The following is a 15527-nucleotide window of genomic DNA, read 5'->3' as shown; positions in this document are numbered from 1 at the left end:
CGACAGCCGCCATCAAAGCGGGACGGCGGACCGGGGATCAAACAACCGCGGGCCGGCCCGCCACAACCGGTGGTTGTGTCCCGCGGATCCCTAGGATGGCGGCCATGGATCTCGATGCCGTGCGCACCTTCGTCGCCGTCGTGGACGCGGGCCGCTTCCAGCACGCGGCGGCCGAACTCTCGGTCAGCCAGCAGGCGGTGTCGAAGCGGGTCGCCGCGCTGGAGCGGGATCTCGGGGTACGGCTGTTCACCCGCACGCCGCGCGGCGCCCGGCTGACCGTCGACGGGCAGGCGTTCCTGCCGCACGCCCGCGCGCTGCTCCGGGCCGAGGAACGCGCGACCGCCTCGGTGCAGGCCGGGCGGCGGGCCCTGCGGGTGGACGTCATCGGACGCCGGCTGGCCCCGGCGGCGCTGCTGCGGGGCTTCCACCGCGCGCACCCGGAGGTCGCGCTCGACGTCGTGACGCGGTTCGACGTGGACGCGGCCGTGGCCGAGCTCCGGGCCGGGACGATCGACGCCTCGTTCCGCGCCGTCACCATGCCGGGCCGCCGGCTGCCCGAGGACATCGGGGCGGTGCCCGTGCTGGACGAGCCCCTCCAGCTCCTGACCGGGCCGTCCCACGCGCTGGCCGACGCCCGCGCGGTCACGCTCGCCGCGCTGGCCGGACACCGGATCTGGGTGCCCGGCATCGTCACGGGCACCGAGTGGGCGGCCTACTACGAGGACCTGGCGGCCGCCTTCGGGCTGACCGTCGAGGTGACCGGGCCGGACTTCGGTGTCGAGCCGCTGCTCGACACCCTCGCCGAGGTGCCGGAGCTGGCGACCTTCGTCAGCGCGCAGACCCACCTGCTCTGGCCCGCCGGCCACGACCTGCGGCGCATCACCGTGCACGACCCGACCCCGGTCTACCCGCACGCGCTGCTCTGGCACGTGGACAATCCGCACCCCGGGCTCGCCGCGCTCCGCGAGCACCTCACCAGGGCGGCCGGGACGGCGGTCGCGGACGGCGTCGGGGGCGGTGGCGAGCACGGCGGCGGGACGTGGGTGCCGGACTGGGCGCTGCGGTAGCGGCGGTAGCGGCGGTACGGCGGACGAACGGGCGCGCCCGCCCCGACCGCACGGGGGTCGCGGTCGGGGCGGGCGCTGTCCGGGGCGGCCCGGGCGGGCCGGTGGTCAGCCGAGGTCGGCGTCCGGGATCCAGGAGCCGTGGATCATCGCCGGCACCCGGCGCGGCAGGTGGACGGTGGCGACCGGCGGGAGCGCGAGGTCGGAGGCGTCCAGGACGAGGAGCCGGGAGGCGTCGGCGTTGAGGTCGCTGACCACGGTGAGCAGGTAGCCGGCGTCCTCGTCCGCGTCCGCCCGCCCGGCGGCCGGGACGAACAGGGCCTCGCCGGGCAGTTGCCCGGTGCCGACCGGCAGGAGCTGCCGCCCTCCGGTGCGGCGGTCGTACTTGACCAGGGTGTGGTTGCCGACGCCGCGGTCGTCGGGGAACGACAGCGCGTACTGGTAGCGGTGCTCGCGGCCGAGGTACGCCTCGTTGATGGTCGGGAACTCGACGGTCAGGTCGTCGGTCTGCTCCTCGCGGACCCGGCCGGCCGCCAGGTCGACGGTCCAGCGGCGGCTGCGGGAGCCGGAGTTGGGCTCGGCGCCGCGGTCGGGTGCACCGATCCACCAGTTCCAGGAGCGCTGCCAGCCCTCGCGGCCCACGGCCGGGCCCTCGATCACGACGCGCCCGGCGGCGTCCTCGTAGGCGTTGGCGAAGTGCATCGCGTAGCCGGCCTCGATCGGGAACCAGCGGACCTCCGACGCCCGGCCCTCGCCGCGCGGCATGACCCCGACCCGCGCCGCCCGGGTGTCGTCCCAGCCGTACGGGATGCCCGAGTGGTCGGTCGGGTCGAAGGTGACCGAGCCCTCCAGGAAGACCACGTAGTGCTCGGTGATCACGAAGTCGTGCTTCAGGGCGGCGCTCGCGCCCGGCACCTCCTGGCTGGCCAGCACGGTGCCGTCGGGCGAGGAGACGTGGTGGATCAGGTACGGCGGGAACGGGGAGGAGGCGAAGAAGTGCAGTTCGCCGGTGACCGGATCCTCCCTGGGGTGGGCGGTCATGGCGGAGGTCAGCCGGCCGTTCCAGTCGTAGGCGCCGACGGTCTCCAGATCGGCGGTCAGCTCGAAGGGGAGGGCCGACTCGCAGAGGGCGAGCAGCCGGCCGCCGTGCTCGATCACGTGGGTGCCGGCGGTGGAGACGGTGAGGTCGGGCCCGTGCTCGGTCAGGTAGGGCGCGCCGTCCAGGGCGGGGGTGCGGACCCAGCGGTTGCGGTACCACTCGGCGCGGCCCTCGTGCAGCCGGATGCCGTGGACCATGCCGCTGCCCTTGAACCAGTGGGTGGGGGTGACGCCGGGCTTCGGGTTGTGGCTGTTGCGGATCAGCCGGCCGCTCAGCTCGGGCGGCAGGTGCCCCTCGACGGTCAGCCCGGTCGCGGTGATCTCGTCGGCGACGGGGGCGTAGTGGCCGGTCAGGTAGGGCTTGGCGGTGGCGGTCACGGCAGGAACCTTTCGCGGGCTGGTGAGCGGGTGAGCAGGGCGGGCGGGGTGCGGGGCGGGCGAGGGAACAGGGCGGGCGGGGTGCGGGGCGGGTCGCCTCAGCGGGTGCGGCGTTCGGCCTCGGCCTTGAGGTGACCGAGCCAGCGCTCCAGGGACTCCCGCAGCGCCTGCTCCATCGCCTCGGGCATGGCGTCGACGGGCGCGCCGCTCCAGGACTCCTCGGTCCGGACCGTCACCCGGCCGTCCCCGGTCTCCTCGAACGTCCAGACGTGGATGCCCTCGATGCCGTTGGCCGGGCCGCCCCAGACGATCCGGACGCCGGGGACGAGTTCCCGGACGGTGGAGAGGATCTCCAGGCCGTGGGTCCGCCACGTGAACGAGGTGCCGGGGGCGACCGGCGGGCCGTCCTGCCGGGCCGTCTCGACGTCCGGGTTCCACTGCGGCCAGGCGTCGATGTCGGTGTGGACGGCCCAGACGGTGGCCGGCGGGGCGTCGACCGTCACGGCGAGGCGGACGATGACGGGGGCGGTGGTGTCGATGGTGTGCGTGGACACGGGAGTTCCTCTCCTCGGCGGGACTGCGGTGCGGTGGAAACGACGGTGAACGCGGTGGGACGGGCTGCGCCGCGTGCTGCGGGATGGTCAGCGGGGGTCGGGCAGCGGCGCGGCGGCGGGCGGGGCGGGCGGGACCGGGGCGGGCGGGACCGGGGCGGGCGGGGCCGGGGTCCGGGCCGGCCGGCGGAGCAGGACGAGCGCGAGGCCCGCCGCGACCGCGAGGACGAGCGCGCCGCCCAGGAACGCGACCCGGTAGCCGGCGGTGAGGGCCTCCGGACGGGGCAGCCGGCCCTCCTGCCCGGCGGTGACGGCGGCGGCGAGGGTGCCGAGGACGGCCAGGCCGACCGCGCCGCCGACCTGCCGGGTGGTGTTCACCAGGCCGCCGGCGAGCCCGGAGTCGGTCGGCGGGACGCCGGCGACGGCGATGCCGGTCAACTGGGCGAAGGCGGCTCCCAGACCGAGGCCGACGGCGATGCTCGGGCCGAACACGTCCGTCAGGTAGCCGCCGTCGGCGTCGATCCGGGAGAGCCAGAGCAGTCCGGCCGCCTCGGTCAGCAGCGCGGCGGCCAGCACCGGGGCGGCGCCGAACCGGCGGGCCGCCCGGGGGACCAGCGCGGCGCCGAGCATGTTGGCGGCGGCGAGCGGGAGCTGGCCGAGCCCGGCGGCCAGCGGACCGTCCCCGAGGACCTGTTGCTGGTACAGCGGCAGGAGGTAGAACAGCGCGATCCAGACCGAGCCGAGCAGGACCATCAGCAGGTTCGCGGCGGCGACCTGCCCGGTGCGGAACAGGCGCGGCGGCAGCAGCGGGCTCGGGTGGCGGCGCTCGGCCAGGAGGAAGAGCCCGAGCAGGAGGACGGCCGCGGCGAGGGCGGCGAGCACCAGGGGGTCGGTCCAGCCGGCGCGGCGGGCGGCGGTCGGCGCCCAGACCAGGGCGGTCAGGCCGAGCGCGGCCGTCCCGGCGCCGAGGACGTCGAACCCGCCCCTCCCCCGCCCCGGCGGCTCCGTACCCGGCGCGGGAGCGCCCGGCGCGGGAGCGCCCGGCGCGGGGACGGCCTTCGCGGGGACGGCCTTCGCGGGGACGGCCGGCAGCAGGGCGACCGTTGCGGCGAGGACGAGCGCGGCGCCGATCGCCGTCGCGTGGAAGGTCCACGGCCAGCCGAGCCCCTGGGTGAGTGCGCCGCCGAGCAGGACCCCGGCGGCGCCGCCCGCGCCGGAGACCGCACCCCAGACCCCGAAGGCCCGGCCGCGCCCCGGACCGGGCGGGAACACGTCCGTCACCAGGGCGAGTGCGGCGGGGGCGACGGCAGCGGCGGCCAGGCCCTGCACCGTCCGGGCCGTGATCAGCGCCGCCCCGCTCGGCGCCAGCCCGGCCGCTGCCGAGGAGGCGGCGAACAGGGCCAGTCCCCCGAGCAGGACGCGCCGGCGGCCCAGGAGGTCCGCGAGGCGACCGCCGGCCAGCAGGAGCGCCCCGAAGGCGAGCCCGTAGGAGTTGACGACCCAGGACGCGCCGTCGTCGGTGAGGCCGATGCCGTCCCGGATGCTCGGGAGGGCGACGTTGACGATCGAGGTGCTGAGGATGACGACGAACTGCGCCCCGGCCAGCGCCGCCAGCGCGGTGCCCGGGCCGCGGCCCTCGCGGACCGGAGCGGGTCGGCTTCCCTGCGGACTCATGACACCCTCCTTCCATTCTATGAGTGATAGACCACTCACACTCGCGGCCGAGGAAACGGCGATGCCGTCCGGGCCGCTGCGCGCGGACCTCCGGCCCCGCCGGTGCCTCACCAGGGGGATCGAGCGGCCACCGGGTCGCCCCGGGGGCGGTGGGTCAGTAGTGGGTGATGCCGGCCGCGAGGGTCCGCGTCCACGGCGCGTCGACGGCCTCGACGCCCAGCGAGACCAGCAGGTGGCAGAGCATCCCCGTGGCGAAGAACTCCTGGACCTGCCGGTCGTCCCCGCCGGACGCGCCGCGGACGTACTCCACCAGCCGGGCGTACCCGCGCCGGACCGCCTCCCGGACGGCCGGCTCGGAGACCGCCGCCGCCTGGGCGTGCAGCTGGACCAGCATCAGGTCGTGGTCGCTGATCAGCTTGGCGTAGGCGTCACCCATGGCGGCGAGCACCAGGTCGGACGAGCTCCCCTTCGCCTCGGCCGCACCCCGCTCCAGACTGCCCCGCACGCGGACGAAGCAGTGGTCCACCACCGCCACGAACAGGGCTTCCTTGCTCGGGAAGAGCCGGTAGACGTAGGCCTGCGAGATGCCCGCGGCCTTCGCCACCTCCGTGGTGGTGGTGCCGAAGTACCCCCGCGCGGCGAAGGCCCCGATGGCGGTGCGCAGCACCGTCTCGCGACGCTCCTCGGCGGTGGACAACTGGCGGGGTCGTTCGTTCTGCATGTGAGTACTCAACCACTCACACTTCCCGGCCGTCAACCCCCGTCAACCGCAGTCAACCCTCGCCGGCACCGCCCGGCCCCTACAGGCGGACGGCGAAGCGGGGGGCGGGGCGGACCGCGACGGGCGGCGCGGGGGTGGCGGGGAGGATGCGGCGCAGCGGACTGGGGGCGCCCCGCGGGGCCCACTCGCGCGGGTAGCCGAGGGAGACCTCGTGGAACGGCACGCCGTCGGTGCGGGTGGTGCGGGGGATGTGGAGGTGACCGTAGACGACGGCCGCCGCGTTGAAGCGGCGGTGCCAGTCGGCGGTGTGCTCGGTGCCGCACCAGAGGGCGAACTCGGGGTGGCGGAGCACGTAGGTCGGGTCCCGCCGGAGCGGGAAGTGGTTGACCAGGACGGTGGGCACGGCGGGGTCGAGGGCGGCGAGGCGGGCCTCGGTGACGGCGAGGCGGGCGCGGCACCAGCTGTCGCGGTCGGGGTACGGGTCGGGGTGGAGGAGGAACTCGTCGGTGCAGACGACGCCGGCGGCGTAGGCGGCGGCGAGCGCGTCGGCCTTGGTCGTGGTGCCGCGCGGGCGGAACGTGTAGTCGTACAGGACGAAGAGCGGGGCGACGGCCACCGGGCCGCCGGGGCCGGTCCAGACGGGGTACGGGTCCTCGGGGGTCGAGACGCCGAGGCTGCGGCAGAGTTCGACGACGGCGCGGTAGCGGGCGTCGCCGCGCAGCTGGACCGGGTCGTCGGTCGGGGTCCAGAGCTCGTGGTTGCCGGGCGCCCAGACCACCTTGGCGAAGCGCTCGCTCAGCAGGCGGAGCACCCGGGCGATGTCCTCGAAGCGCTCGGCGATGTCGCCCGCGACGATCAGCCAGTCGTCGGCGGAGCCGGGGTACAGGCGGTCGACGACCGCCCGGTTCTCGGCGTAGCCGACGTGCAGGTCGCTGGTGGCGAGGAGCGATCCGGTCATCGACGTGCCTCCACGAGGTTGGTGGCGTCCAGGAGTTGACGGGTGTAGGGGTCGGCGGGGCGGTCGAAGAGCTGGTCGACGGTCGCGGTCTCGACGAGCCGGCCGTCCTTCATCACGGCGACCCGGTCGGCGAGGTGCTGGACGACGCCGAGGTCGTGGGAGATGAAGAGCAGTGCGAGGCCGAGGTCGCGGCGCAGGTCGGCGAGCAGGTCGAGGATCTGCGCCTGGACGGAGAGGTCGAGGGCGGAGACCGGTTCGTCGCAGACCAGCAGCGTCGGGGCCGGGGCCAGTGCGCGGGCGATGGCGACGCGCTGGCGCTGGCCGCCGGAGAGCGCGGTCGGGCGGCGGTCGAGGAGGGTGGCGGAGAGCCCCACCTGGTCGAGCAGTTCGGTCACCCGGCGCCGTAGTTCGCCCCCGCGCGGCACGCCCGTGCGGGCGACGGCCTCCGCGACGAGGCGTTGCACGGTGAACCGCGGGTCGAAGGAGCCGAGCGGGTCCTGCTGGACGGCCTGGATGCGGAGGCGGTCCGCACGGCGGCGGCGTTCGGGCAGCTCGCTCCACGGGCGGCCGGCGAGGTGGACGGTTCCGGTGTCGGGGCGTTCCAGGCCGAGGACGATCCGGGCCGCGGTGGTCTTGCCCGAACCGGACTCGCCGACCAGACCGAGCGTCTCTCCGGCGTGGAGCCGGAAGGAGACCTCGCGGACGACCTGGCGGCCGGCGAAGGACTTGGTGATCCGGTCGACGTCGAGGAGCGGGGCGCCGGAGGCGGGCGCGTCGGAGGTGGACGTGGCGGGGCCGGGCGTGGCCGGGCCGGACGCGTCGGGACCGGCCGGCGGGCCGGCGGACCGCGCGGTGAGACCGAGGAGGACCGGTTCGCGGACGGTGAGCGCCGCCGTCCCGGGGTGCCAGCAGCGCGCGCCGAGCGAGTCCACCGGCGGGAGGGTGCTCCGGCAGGTCGGGTCGGCGGCGGCGCAGCGGGCCGCGTACGGGCAGCCGCCGGGTTCGGGGGCGGCCTGCCGGAGGGGTTCGGGGGCGAGCCGGGTGCCGCGGGTGCGGGCGCCGGGGACGGCGTCGAGCAGGGCGCGGGTGTAGGGGTGGCGGGGGTCGCGGAGCAGGCGCTCGGTGGGGCCGGTCTCGACGATCCGGCCGCCGAACATGACGGCGACCCGGTCGGCGAGCCGGGCCACCACCGACAGGTCGTGGCTGATCAGCAGCAGGGCGGTGCCCTGGCGGCGGAGGCCGTCGAGCAGGTCGAGCACCTGGGCCTGGACGGTGACGTCGAGGGCGGTGGTGGGTTCGTCGGCGATCAGCAGGTCGGGTTCGGCGGCGAGGGCGGAGGCGATCAGGGCACGCTGGCGCAGGCCGCCGGAGAGCTGGTGGGCGTACTGGGCCGCGCGCCGTCCGGGCTCGGGGACACCGGCGCGTTCGAGGAGCCCGCGGACCCGGTCGGGGATCTCGTCGCGGCCGGCCAGGCGGTGGACCCGCAGCGGCTCGGCGACCTCGGCGCCGACGGTGCGCAGCGGGTCGAGCGAGACCAGGGCGTCCTGGAGCACGAGGCCGATCCGGCGTCCGCGCACGCCGCGCCACTCGGCCTCGGTGAGGGCCGTGAGGTCGCGGTCGTCGAAGACGAGCCGGCGGGCGGTGACGCCTGCGGGCGCACGGGTACCGGGACCGGCGGCGGCGTCGGTGAGGCCGACCAGGGTGCGGGCGGTGACGCTCTTGCCGGAGCCGGACTCGCCGACCACGGCCAGGCACTCCCCCCGGTCGAGGGTGAACGAGACGTCCCGGACGGCGTGCACCGCGCCGAACCGCACGTCGAGCCCGTCGACGGTCAGCAGGGGCGCCGGCCCGGCGGCCGACGGGGCCCGCGCGTCGGTCCGGGCCCGGTCGGTGGCCTGCTTCGAGGTGGGTGCGGCGACCTTCGCGGTGGCCGGGGCCGGGGCCGGGGCCGGGGCCGGGGCGGTGGCCGGTGCCGCGGTCTGCTTCGGGGCCTGCGCGGACGTCATGCCTCGGTCCTCCGGGTGAAGCGGGCCTGGGCGCGACGGCCGAGGACGTTGACGACGAGGGCGGCCGCGGTGATCGCCGCTCCCGGGAAGACGCCGATCCACCAGGCGGTGGCCAGGAAGCGCCGCCCCTGGGAGAGCATCGCGCCCCACTCGGGGCTGGGCGGCTGCGGGCCGAGGCCGAGGAAGCTGAGCCCGGACGCCGCGATGAGCGCCGTGCCGAAGCCCACGGTGGCGAGGACCAGCATCGGCCCGACGGCGTTCGGCAGGACGTGCCGGACGATCAGCAGCGGGCGCGGCAGGCCGAGTCCGACCGCCGCCTCGACGTACCCCGAGCGGCGGACGACCAGCGTCTCGGCCCGGACGATCCGTGCGTACCCGGGGACGAAGGCGATCGCGATGGCGAGCATCACGTTGAGCGAGCCGGTGCCCAGGACGGTGACGGCCAGCAGCGCGAGCAGGATCGGCGGGAGGGCGAGCAGGACGTCCGCCAGCCGCATCAGCACCTGGTCGGCCCAGCGTCCGCCGAGCGCGGCGGCGAGGCCCAGCGCGGTGCCCCCGATGACGGCGAAGACGGAGGCGCCGAGGCCCAGGAGCAGGGACGGCCGGGCGCCGTGCAGGACCCGGGCGAACAGGTCGCGGCCGAGCTGGTCCGTGCCGAACCAGTGCTCGGCGCCCGGAGGGGTGAGCGCCTCGACCGGATGGGTCTCCACCGGCGAGACCGAGGTGAGCAGCCCGGGGGCGAGGGCGGCGAGGACCAGCAGGGCGAGCACGGCGACGGCGAGGGCGAACCCGATCCGGCGGACGAGCGACGCGGCGGAGCCGGCCGACGGGGAGGTGCGGGCGGTCCGGCCGCCCTGCTTCCCCGGGCCGGGCCGGCCGTCCGGACCTCCGGGACCTCCCGGTCCGGCCGGGTCGGCCGGGTCGCCCTGCTCGGCCGGATCGGCCGGATCGGCCGGATCGGCGGTGGCAACGGTGTTGTGGGCCATGGGAGTTCAGCCGTTCCTCAACCGTGGGTCGATGACGAGGTAGAGCAGGTCGACGAGGGTCGAGATGACCACGAAGACCAGCGCCGAGAGCAGGACCAGCCCGATCACCAGTGGAAGGTCCTTGTTGGTGGTCGCCTGGAGGGTGAGCGCCCCGATCCCCGGCCGGCCGAAGACCGACTCGACGAGCACCGCGCCGCCCAGCAGCGACCCGGTGAGCCAACCGGTCAGGGTGACCACCGGGACGGCGGCGTGGCGCAGCGCGTGCCGGAGCACCACGGCCGCCGACCCGAGCCCCCGTGAGCGGGCGGTGAGCGCGAACGGCCTCCCGAGGGCGGCCTCCAGTCCCTCGCGCAGCACCTGGGCGAGCATCCCGGCCACCGGCAGCGCGAGCGTGACGGCGGGCAGCACCAGGGCGGCGAACCCGTCGTCGCCGGCGACCGGGAAGATCCGTAGCTGGAACGAGAAGGCGGTGAGCAGCAGGATGCCGATCCAGTAGGACGGGCTGGAGACGGCGAGCAGTTCGGCGAGCGAGCTGAGCGCCCGCAGGGCGGGCCGCCGGCCGGCCGTGACCACGGCCGCACCGACCGCCAGCAGGACGGCCAGCGCCAGGGCGGCCAGGCCGAGCCGGACGGTCGGCCCGAGCTGATCGCCGATCAGCTCGGCGACCGGCCGCTGGAGCTGGAAGGACTCGCCGAGGTCGCCGGTCAGCAGGTGGCCGAGGTAGGTGACGTACTGGACCGGCACGGACCGGTCGAGTCCGTACTGCTCCCGGATCGCGGCCTTGACCTCGGGGGTGGCGGCGGTGCCCGGCCCGAGCATGACGGTGACCGGGTCACCGGGGATCAGCTGGAGTGCGGCGAAGGCCACGGTGGCGGCGCCGAGCAGGACGGCGAACGCCCCGAGCAGGCGGCGCAGCACGGCGCGCAGGACGCGGACGGCGGGCTGGCGGACGGCCGCCGGGGTGGCGGCGGCCGTCGGTCGGGTGGTGGTCATCCCTCAGTTCCAGGAGTTCGGGTGGTGGGTCCGGGAGTCCGTGTGTCGGCTCCGGGCCCGGCTTCGGCTTCGGTTTCGGCTTCGGGTGTCCGACCGGCCCGTGCCGGTGCTCACTGGGCGAGCCAGGCGCCGTGGAAGGCGAGCCAGGTGTTGGGGTCGGCCTTGAGGCCGCGCACCTTGGCCGAGGTGCCGACCACGGCGGTGCGCACGTACAGCGGGACGATCAGGCCGAGGTCGACGGCGCGCTGCTGGGTCTTGCCGTAGACGTCCTGGCGGACGGTCTTGTCGAACGTCCCCTTGCCCGTCGTGGTCCACTCGTCGAGCTGGGCGTCCTGGTAGAAGGTCGCGTTCTGGCCGCCGGTGGACGGCTTGCTGGCGCTGTGGAAGTACAGCCGCAGGACGTCCGGGTCGAACCGGGCCCAGCTGTAGTCGGCGATGTGCTCCTTGCCGCCGTAGACGTTCCCGATGTAGGTGCCGATGTCCAGGCGGGGCCGGGTGATCTCGACGCCGATCTTCTTGAGGTCGGCCTGGATGGCCTGGCCGAGCGTCTCACGCTGCTCGCGGACGAACTCGGCGGGCGGCAGCGGCCACGACAGGGTGAGTCGCTTGCCGTCCTTGGTGCGGTAGCCCTCGCTGTCGCGGGCGGTCCAGCCGGCCTCGTCCAGGGCCTTGTTGGAGGCCGCCTGGTCGTACGGCCAGGACTTCTCCAGCGCCTTGTTGTAGTACGGGGTGGTGGGCGAGACCGGGCTCCAGGCGCGCTTGAAGACGCCGAAGTAGACGGACTGGATGTCGGTGTCGAGGTCGATGCCGCGCTGCACGGCCTTGCGGACCTGCGGATCGTCCAGCGGGGCCTTGGTGGTGTTGAGGACGAGCGCGTAGTTGGCGCCGGGCGCGTCGGTGGTGACGGTGCGCAGCTTCGGGTCGCCCTGGACGGTCTTGACGTCGGTCGGCGGGATCGGCTCGGCCACCTGGACCTGGCCGCTGTTCAGCGCGCCGACCCGGACCGAGTCCTCGGTGAGGAAGCGGATGGTGAGCTTCTCCAGGTACGCGGGCCCCTGGTGGTTGGCGCTCGACGGCGCCCAGTTGTAGTCGGGGTTGCGGGTGAAGACGGCGCTCTGGCCCTTGGTGTAGCTGCTGAACACGAACGGGCCGGTGCCGACGTCGGCCGCGCCGCCGGCGCCCAGCTTGGGACCGTTCTCCTTGATCGTCTTCGGCGAGTAGAAGCCGAGGTAGGCGGTGCTGGCCGCCTGGAGGAACGGCGCGAACGGCTCGCTGAAGGAGACCTTGACGGTGCGGGTGTCGACCACCTCGGTCCCGGTGTACGGGCCGAGCAGGCTCGCCGCGTACTGGGACTTGGTCTCCTTGGCCACGATCCGGTCGAAGTTGGCCTTGACCGCCTCCGCGTCGAAGGGCGTGCCGTCGGTGAACTTGACGCCGTCGCGCAGGTGGAAGGTGTAGGTCTTGAGGTCCGGCGTGATCTCCCACGAGGCCGCCAGCCAGGGCTGGAACTCGCCGCTCGCGTCCTGGTGGACGAGGGAGTCGAAGACGTTGCGCTGGATCGCGCCGGTGATGTCCTGCTGGCTGACGTGGATGTCGAAGGAGATCGGCTCGACGTCGGTGGCGTAGGTGAGTGCCCCGCCCTGGACCGGCTTGTCGGCCGAACCGTCCTGGGCCGCCCCCGGTCCGCCGGAGCCGGCTCCGGAGCCTGAGCTGCAGCCGGCCAGGAGCAGCATCCCTGCGGTGAGGGCGGCGAGCAGCGGGAAGGGCCGGGGCCCGGTGATGGGCATGCTGATGACTCCGTCTTGGTGGGAGGGGACGAGCTGGGGAATGCCGAGAAGCTATCGGCGGGCGCACCCCCGCGGACCCCTACCGGACCCCTAACCCACCCTTAGGACGGGCCCTGAGCGACACCCGGACCGAAGCCCGTCCCGGCACCCCGGCCACTGCCCTGACCTGCACCGCGACCGGCTCGCCGGCCCGTTCGGCGGCCGGCCTCGGGGTACCCGGGGCCCCGGACGGGCCGCGGCACGAAGCGGCCCGGGCGCAGGACGCCCGGGCCGTCGGACAGGCCGCTGGGCCGCACCCGGCGGCCCGCCGGTCAGGCGTGGTGGTGGCGGCGCGGGTAGCGCGGCACGGAGCGGCGGTGGGCGATCCGCCAGCCGTCCGCCGTGCGGGTGTAGACGTCGAAGTAGTCGCCGTTGTGGACCGAGCCGTCGGGCAGGATCGCCAGGTAGCGGCTGCGGCCCCGGACGGTACCGTCCTCGTCCACGGTGAGGACGGAGTCGAGGGTCTGGTGGTCCGGGTGGTCCTGTCCCAGGTCACGGGCGAACACCCGGATCTTCTCCAGGCCGGTGAACACGGCTCCGGTGCGGGCGAGTTCGATCACACCGTCCTCGGCGAACACCCCGGCCAGCGCCTCCGCGTCCGCGTTGTCGAAGGCGTGGGAGAAGCGGGCGAGCAGCTGGCGCAGCTGCTCGGCGTCGGCCGGGCTCAGGTCGGCGGCGGTCATGGGGATTCCTCCTGGCGGATCGGTTCCGGGGTCGGGTTCGGCCGAGCGCCCCGGGGCCCGGCCGACGGCGGCGCCGGCCGGGCCCCGGGGGCCGGAGGGGGCGGCGGTGCGCCCCGGTGAGGCAGGGTCAGACGGTGGCCGGGGCCAGCTGCTGGACGATGCCCAGGCGGTCGGGCAGCACGTTGTAGCGGACCACCTTGTTGTCACGGACGGTCAGCCAGCTGATGCTGTGCCCGACGAAGGACCGGCCGGTGGCGGGGACGCCGAAGACCGGGCCGACGTGCACGCCCTCGATCCGCCAGAAGGCGATCACCCGGTCGCCCTCGGCCACCAGGTCCTCGACCGTGGCCTTGACGTCGCGGACGTTCTCCCAGAGCCAGCGCAGGTGCTCGCGGAAGTCCTCCCGGGTCCCGCTGCCACCGGGGCCGACCCTGGTCTCGTCGGCGGCGTCCTCCGCGACCAGCTCCTCCAGCAGTTCGACCCGCTGCCCGGTGACCAGCTCGTGGTAGTACCGCTCGACCAGGGCCTTGTTCGCCTCGATGCTCATCGGTGTTGCTCTCCTCGTCAGTTGGGATAAATCGGGGGGTACTTCGGTCGGTGCGGTACGGCGGCGGGCCGCCGTACCGGGGTCAGCGGCCCCGGGCCGGCGGCGGCAGCAGGATGCCGCCGTTGGCGCTCAGGCCTCCGTCGACGGGGACGGTGACCCCGGTGACGTAGGAGGCCGCCGGGGAGGTCAGGAACCAGACCACCTCGGCCTGTTCCCGCGCCTCGGCCCAGCGCTGGGCGGGGATCCGGCGGGTGATGAACGCCGAGAACTCCGGGTCGGCGACCTGTCCGGCGGTCAGCCCGGTGACGGTGCCGCCGGGCGCGATCGCGTTGATCCGGATCCCCTCGGCGGCGTAGTCGATGGCCGTGCCCCGGACCAGGTTGATCACGGCCGCCTTGGTCGCGTTGTACGCCCAGGTGCCCGGGTCGCCGCGCAGCCCGGAGACCGAGGAGGTGGCGACGATCGCCCCTCCCCCGGCCTCGCGGAGCGCCGGCACCGCGGCGCGGATCCCCAGCACCACGCTGCGCACGTTGACGGCGAAGAGGCGGTCGAACCGCTCGATCGCGCCCGGGGCCTCCAGCGGACCGCCGCCGCCGGTACCGGCGTTGAGCACCGCGGCGTCCAGCCGGCCCCACCGCTCCTGCGCGAGGGCGACCGCGGCGACGTTGGTCTCCTCGGACGACACGTCGCCCACCAGGGTCGCCACGCCGTCCAGCTCGGCCAGCGCCTCCAGTCCCGCCTTGTCGACGTCCACGGCGACCACGCGGTGGCCGCGCTCCGCGAACAGCCGGACCGTCGCCTCGCCGATGCCCGACGCCGCTCCGGTGACCAGCACTACCGGATCCGTCATGCCTGTTTCCTTCCTCTCGTTGCGGCTGCCGCGCCGCTCGCCCGGGTTGTCGTACCCGGCACGGGCGGCGGGGTCGGCCGTGTTCCTCGTGGGCGGTCCCGCCAGGTCGTACGGTCCCGCCCGGGGCCGGCAGGCCCGTCGTCAGCCCTGCCGGGTGCGCTCGATGCGGTCGATCCACCCGCGGACGGCCTCGGCCGTGGTCGGGGTGTGCTGCTCCAGCACGGTGAAGTGGTCGCCGGGGATGTCCAGCACCTCGTGCGGCACCGGCCAGTAGGCCCGCCAGTCCTCGCGCTCCGCCGTGTCGACGACCATGCCGCGCAGCGGCGTGTCGGCGCGCAGGGCGAGGATCGGCGCCGCGACCGGGCTGGGCTCCCAGCCGGCGAAGACGTTGTTGTACCCGCCCATCGAGGTGAGGCTGGAGTCGCTCCAGATCATGTCGTACTGCTCGATCCGGTCGATCATGCCGCCGAGCATCGCGTGCAGCCACCACTCGCCCATGCCCTCGCGGGCGGCGCTGTCCATCGGGTACGAGTCGACCAGGACCAGCCCGGCGACCGCCCGGCCGCGCGCCTCCAGCCGCTCGGCGACGGCCTGCGCGACGCAACCGCCCATCGAGCGCCCGACGATGACGAACGGCCGCTCGTCGCCCAGCAGTTCGAGCACGGTCTCGGTGTGCATGTCGAGGTAGGTGTCGAGGTGGTCGGGCAGGAGGTCCGACGGGTCCCAGCCCGGGGACGGCACGACGAAGACGTCCCGCTCGCCCTGGAAGGAGTGGCCCAGCCGGGCGTACTCGTGCGGCCCGGAGATCGCGCTCAGCGCGGGGAACGCGACGACGGCGAGTTCGCCGCTGCCGGAGGCCAGCCGGATCGGCTTGAGGACGTGCCGGTCGCGCTCCTCGGCGCCGAACCTGGACCGCAGGTGGGAGGCGACACCGATCAGCGCGGACGCCTCGGGGAAGCTGCCCTGGGCGGCCAGCCGGCGGTAGAGCGTGGAGAGCGGGTGGCGCGGGTCGTCCACCGGCGCACCGCCACCGCTCCCGTGCGCGGCCGCCACGCTCCCGGCCGCCGTTCCGGCCGCCGCCCCTGCCGGGGGGGGGGCCGGCGGGGGCGCCCCCCCCCGGGGCCCCCCCCCCCGGAGGAAAAACCCCCGGGGGGGGGGCACGTTAGGGGGGTGGGGGGGGGGGGATGGGGTT

The 15527-nt window shown here is 75.2% G+C and carries 14 protein-coding genes; 1 reads left to right on the top strand and 13 read right to left on the bottom strand.

Annotation, left to right across the window (positions count from 1 at the left end; translation table 11 throughout):
- The first annotated feature begins 104 nt into the window (after positions 1-104).
- Positions 105-1067 (top strand): LysR family transcriptional regulator, encoded by a 963-nt coding sequence (locus tag ABZY91_RS18890; protein ID WP_355403670.1) that lies wholly within the window; start codon positions 105-107, stop codon positions 1065-1067.
- A gap of 105 nt (positions 1068-1172) precedes the next feature.
- Here ABZY91_RS18890 and ABZY91_RS18885 read toward each other — a convergent pair whose 3' ends face one another.
- The 13 genes from ABZY91_RS18885 to ABZY91_RS18825 form a co-directional block, all read right to left on the bottom strand.
- Positions 1173-2540 (bottom strand): carotenoid oxygenase family protein, encoded by a 1368-nt coding sequence (locus ABZY91_RS18885; RefSeq protein ID WP_355403667.1) that lies wholly within the window; start codon positions 2538-2540, stop codon positions 1173-1175.
- 98 nt (positions 2541-2638) lie between these two features.
- Entirely contained in the window at positions 2639-3094 is a 456-nt protein-coding gene (locus tag ABZY91_RS18880; protein ID WP_355403664.1) for an SRPBCC family protein, read from the bottom strand.
- Positions 3095-3181: 87 nt separating this feature from the next.
- Positions 3182-4765, bottom strand: coding sequence for an MFS transporter (locus ABZY91_RS18875; protein WP_355403662.1), 1584 nt, complete (start codon positions 4763-4765; stop codon positions 3182-3184).
- A gap of 154 nt (positions 4766-4919) precedes the next feature.
- Entirely contained in the window at positions 4920-5486 is a 567-nt protein-coding gene (locus tag ABZY91_RS18870) for a TetR/AcrR family transcriptional regulator (protein ID WP_329876885.1), read from the bottom strand.
- 79 nt (positions 5487-5565) lie between these two features.
- Positions 5566-6444: a metallophosphoesterase gene (locus ABZY91_RS18865; RefSeq protein ID WP_355403660.1), complete on the bottom strand. Its 879-nt coding sequence runs from the start codon at positions 6442-6444 to the stop codon at positions 5566-5568.
- Positions 6441-8450 carry a dipeptide ABC transporter ATP-binding protein gene (locus ABZY91_RS18860; protein ID WP_355403658.1) on the bottom strand — a complete coding sequence of 670 codons (2010 nt, stop codon included), beginning with the start codon at positions 8448-8450 and terminating at the stop codon, positions 6441-6443. The genes ABZY91_RS18865 and ABZY91_RS18860 overlap by 4 nt, the downstream gene beginning before the upstream one ends.
- Positions 8447-9436 carry an ABC transporter permease gene (locus tag ABZY91_RS18855; protein ID WP_355403656.1) on the bottom strand — a complete coding sequence of 330 codons (990 nt, stop codon included), beginning with the start codon at positions 9434-9436 and terminating at the stop codon, positions 8447-8449. The genes ABZY91_RS18860 and ABZY91_RS18855 overlap by 4 nt, the downstream gene beginning before the upstream one ends.
- Before the next feature lie 6 nt (positions 9437-9442).
- Complete coding sequence (locus tag ABZY91_RS18850; protein WP_355403654.1) at positions 9443-10429, bottom strand: ABC transporter permease; 987 nt, start codon at positions 10427-10429, stop codon at positions 9443-9445.
- 110 nt (positions 10430-10539) lie between these two features.
- The gene (locus tag ABZY91_RS18845) at positions 10540-12216 is read right to left on the bottom strand and encodes an ABC transporter substrate-binding protein (protein ID WP_329951284.1); all 1677 of its coding nucleotides are present in this window, start codon (positions 12214-12216) and stop codon (positions 10540-10542) included.
- A 311-nt stretch (positions 12217-12527) separates the two neighbouring features.
- On the bottom strand, positions 12528-12938 hold the full coding sequence (locus ABZY91_RS18840) for a nuclear transport factor 2 family protein (protein WP_329876872.1): 411 nt from the start codon (positions 12936-12938) through the stop codon (positions 12528-12530).
- A gap of 127 nt (positions 12939-13065) precedes the next feature.
- Positions 13066-13485: an ester cyclase gene (locus ABZY91_RS18835; RefSeq protein WP_329876870.1), complete on the bottom strand. Its 420-nt coding sequence runs from the start codon at positions 13483-13485 to the stop codon at positions 13066-13068.
- 82 nt (positions 13486-13567) lie between these two features.
- The gene (locus ABZY91_RS18830; RefSeq protein WP_329951282.1) at positions 13568-14335 is read right to left on the bottom strand and encodes an SDR family oxidoreductase; all 768 of its coding nucleotides are present in this window, start codon (positions 14333-14335) and stop codon (positions 13568-13570) included.
- Between the two features lie 141 nt (positions 14336-14476).
- Complete coding sequence (locus ABZY91_RS18825) at positions 14477-15352, bottom strand: alpha/beta fold hydrolase (protein WP_355403651.1); 876 nt, start codon at positions 15350-15352, stop codon at positions 14477-14479.
- Positions 15353-15527 lie beyond the last annotated feature (175 nt).

The sequence above is a fragment of the Kitasatospora sp. NPDC002965 genome, assembly GCF_040611255.1.
Lineage (GTDB): Bacteria > Actinomycetota > Actinomycetes > Streptomycetales > Streptomycetaceae > Kitasatospora.
The sequence above is the reverse complement of the archived record's forward strand: the minus strand, read 5'-3'. Positions and strand labels throughout refer to the sequence as shown.

Bases quoted from the DNA above. Each gene is read 5' to 3' on its own strand.
- ABZY91_RS18830 (WP_329951282.1), bottom strand. From the start codon at position 14,335: ATGACGGATCCGGTAGTGCTGGTCACCGGAGCGGCGTCGGGCATCGGC.
- ABZY91_RS18870 (WP_329876885.1), bottom strand. From the start codon at position 5,486: ATGCAGAACGAACGACCCCGCCAGTTGTCCACCGCCGAGGAGCGTCGC.
- ABZY91_RS18855 (WP_355403656.1), bottom strand. From the start codon at position 9,436: ATGGCCCACAACACCGTTGCCACCGCCGATCCGGCCGATCCGGCCGAT.
- ABZY91_RS18875 (WP_355403662.1), bottom strand. From the start codon at position 4,765: ATGAGTCCGCAGGGAAGCCGACCCGCTCCGGTCCGCGAGGGCCGCGGC.
- ABZY91_RS18845 (WP_329951284.1), bottom strand. From the start codon at position 12,216: ATGCCCATCACCGGGCCCCGGCCCTTCCCGCTGCTCGCCGCCCTCACC.
- ABZY91_RS18860 (WP_355403658.1), bottom strand. From the start codon at position 8,450: ATGACGTCCGCGCAGGCCCCGAAGCAGACCGCGGCACCGGCCACCGCC.
- ABZY91_RS18865 (WP_355403660.1), bottom strand. From the start codon at position 6,444: ATGACCGGATCGCTCCTCGCCACCAGCGACCTGCACGTCGGCTACGCC.
- ABZY91_RS18840 (WP_329876872.1), bottom strand. From the start codon at position 12,938: ATGACCGCCGCCGACCTGAGCCCGGCCGACGCCGAGCAGCTGCGCCAG.
- ABZY91_RS18850 (WP_355403654.1), bottom strand. From the start codon at position 10,429: ATGACCACCACCCGACCGACGGCCGCCGCCACCCCGGCGGCCGTCCGC.
- ABZY91_RS18890 (WP_355403670.1), top strand. From the start codon at position 105: ATGGATCTCGATGCCGTGCGCACCTTCGTCGCCGTCGTGGACGCGGGC.
- ABZY91_RS18835 (WP_329876870.1), bottom strand. From the start codon at position 13,485: ATGAGCATCGAGGCGAACAAGGCCCTGGTCGAGCGGTACTACCACGAG.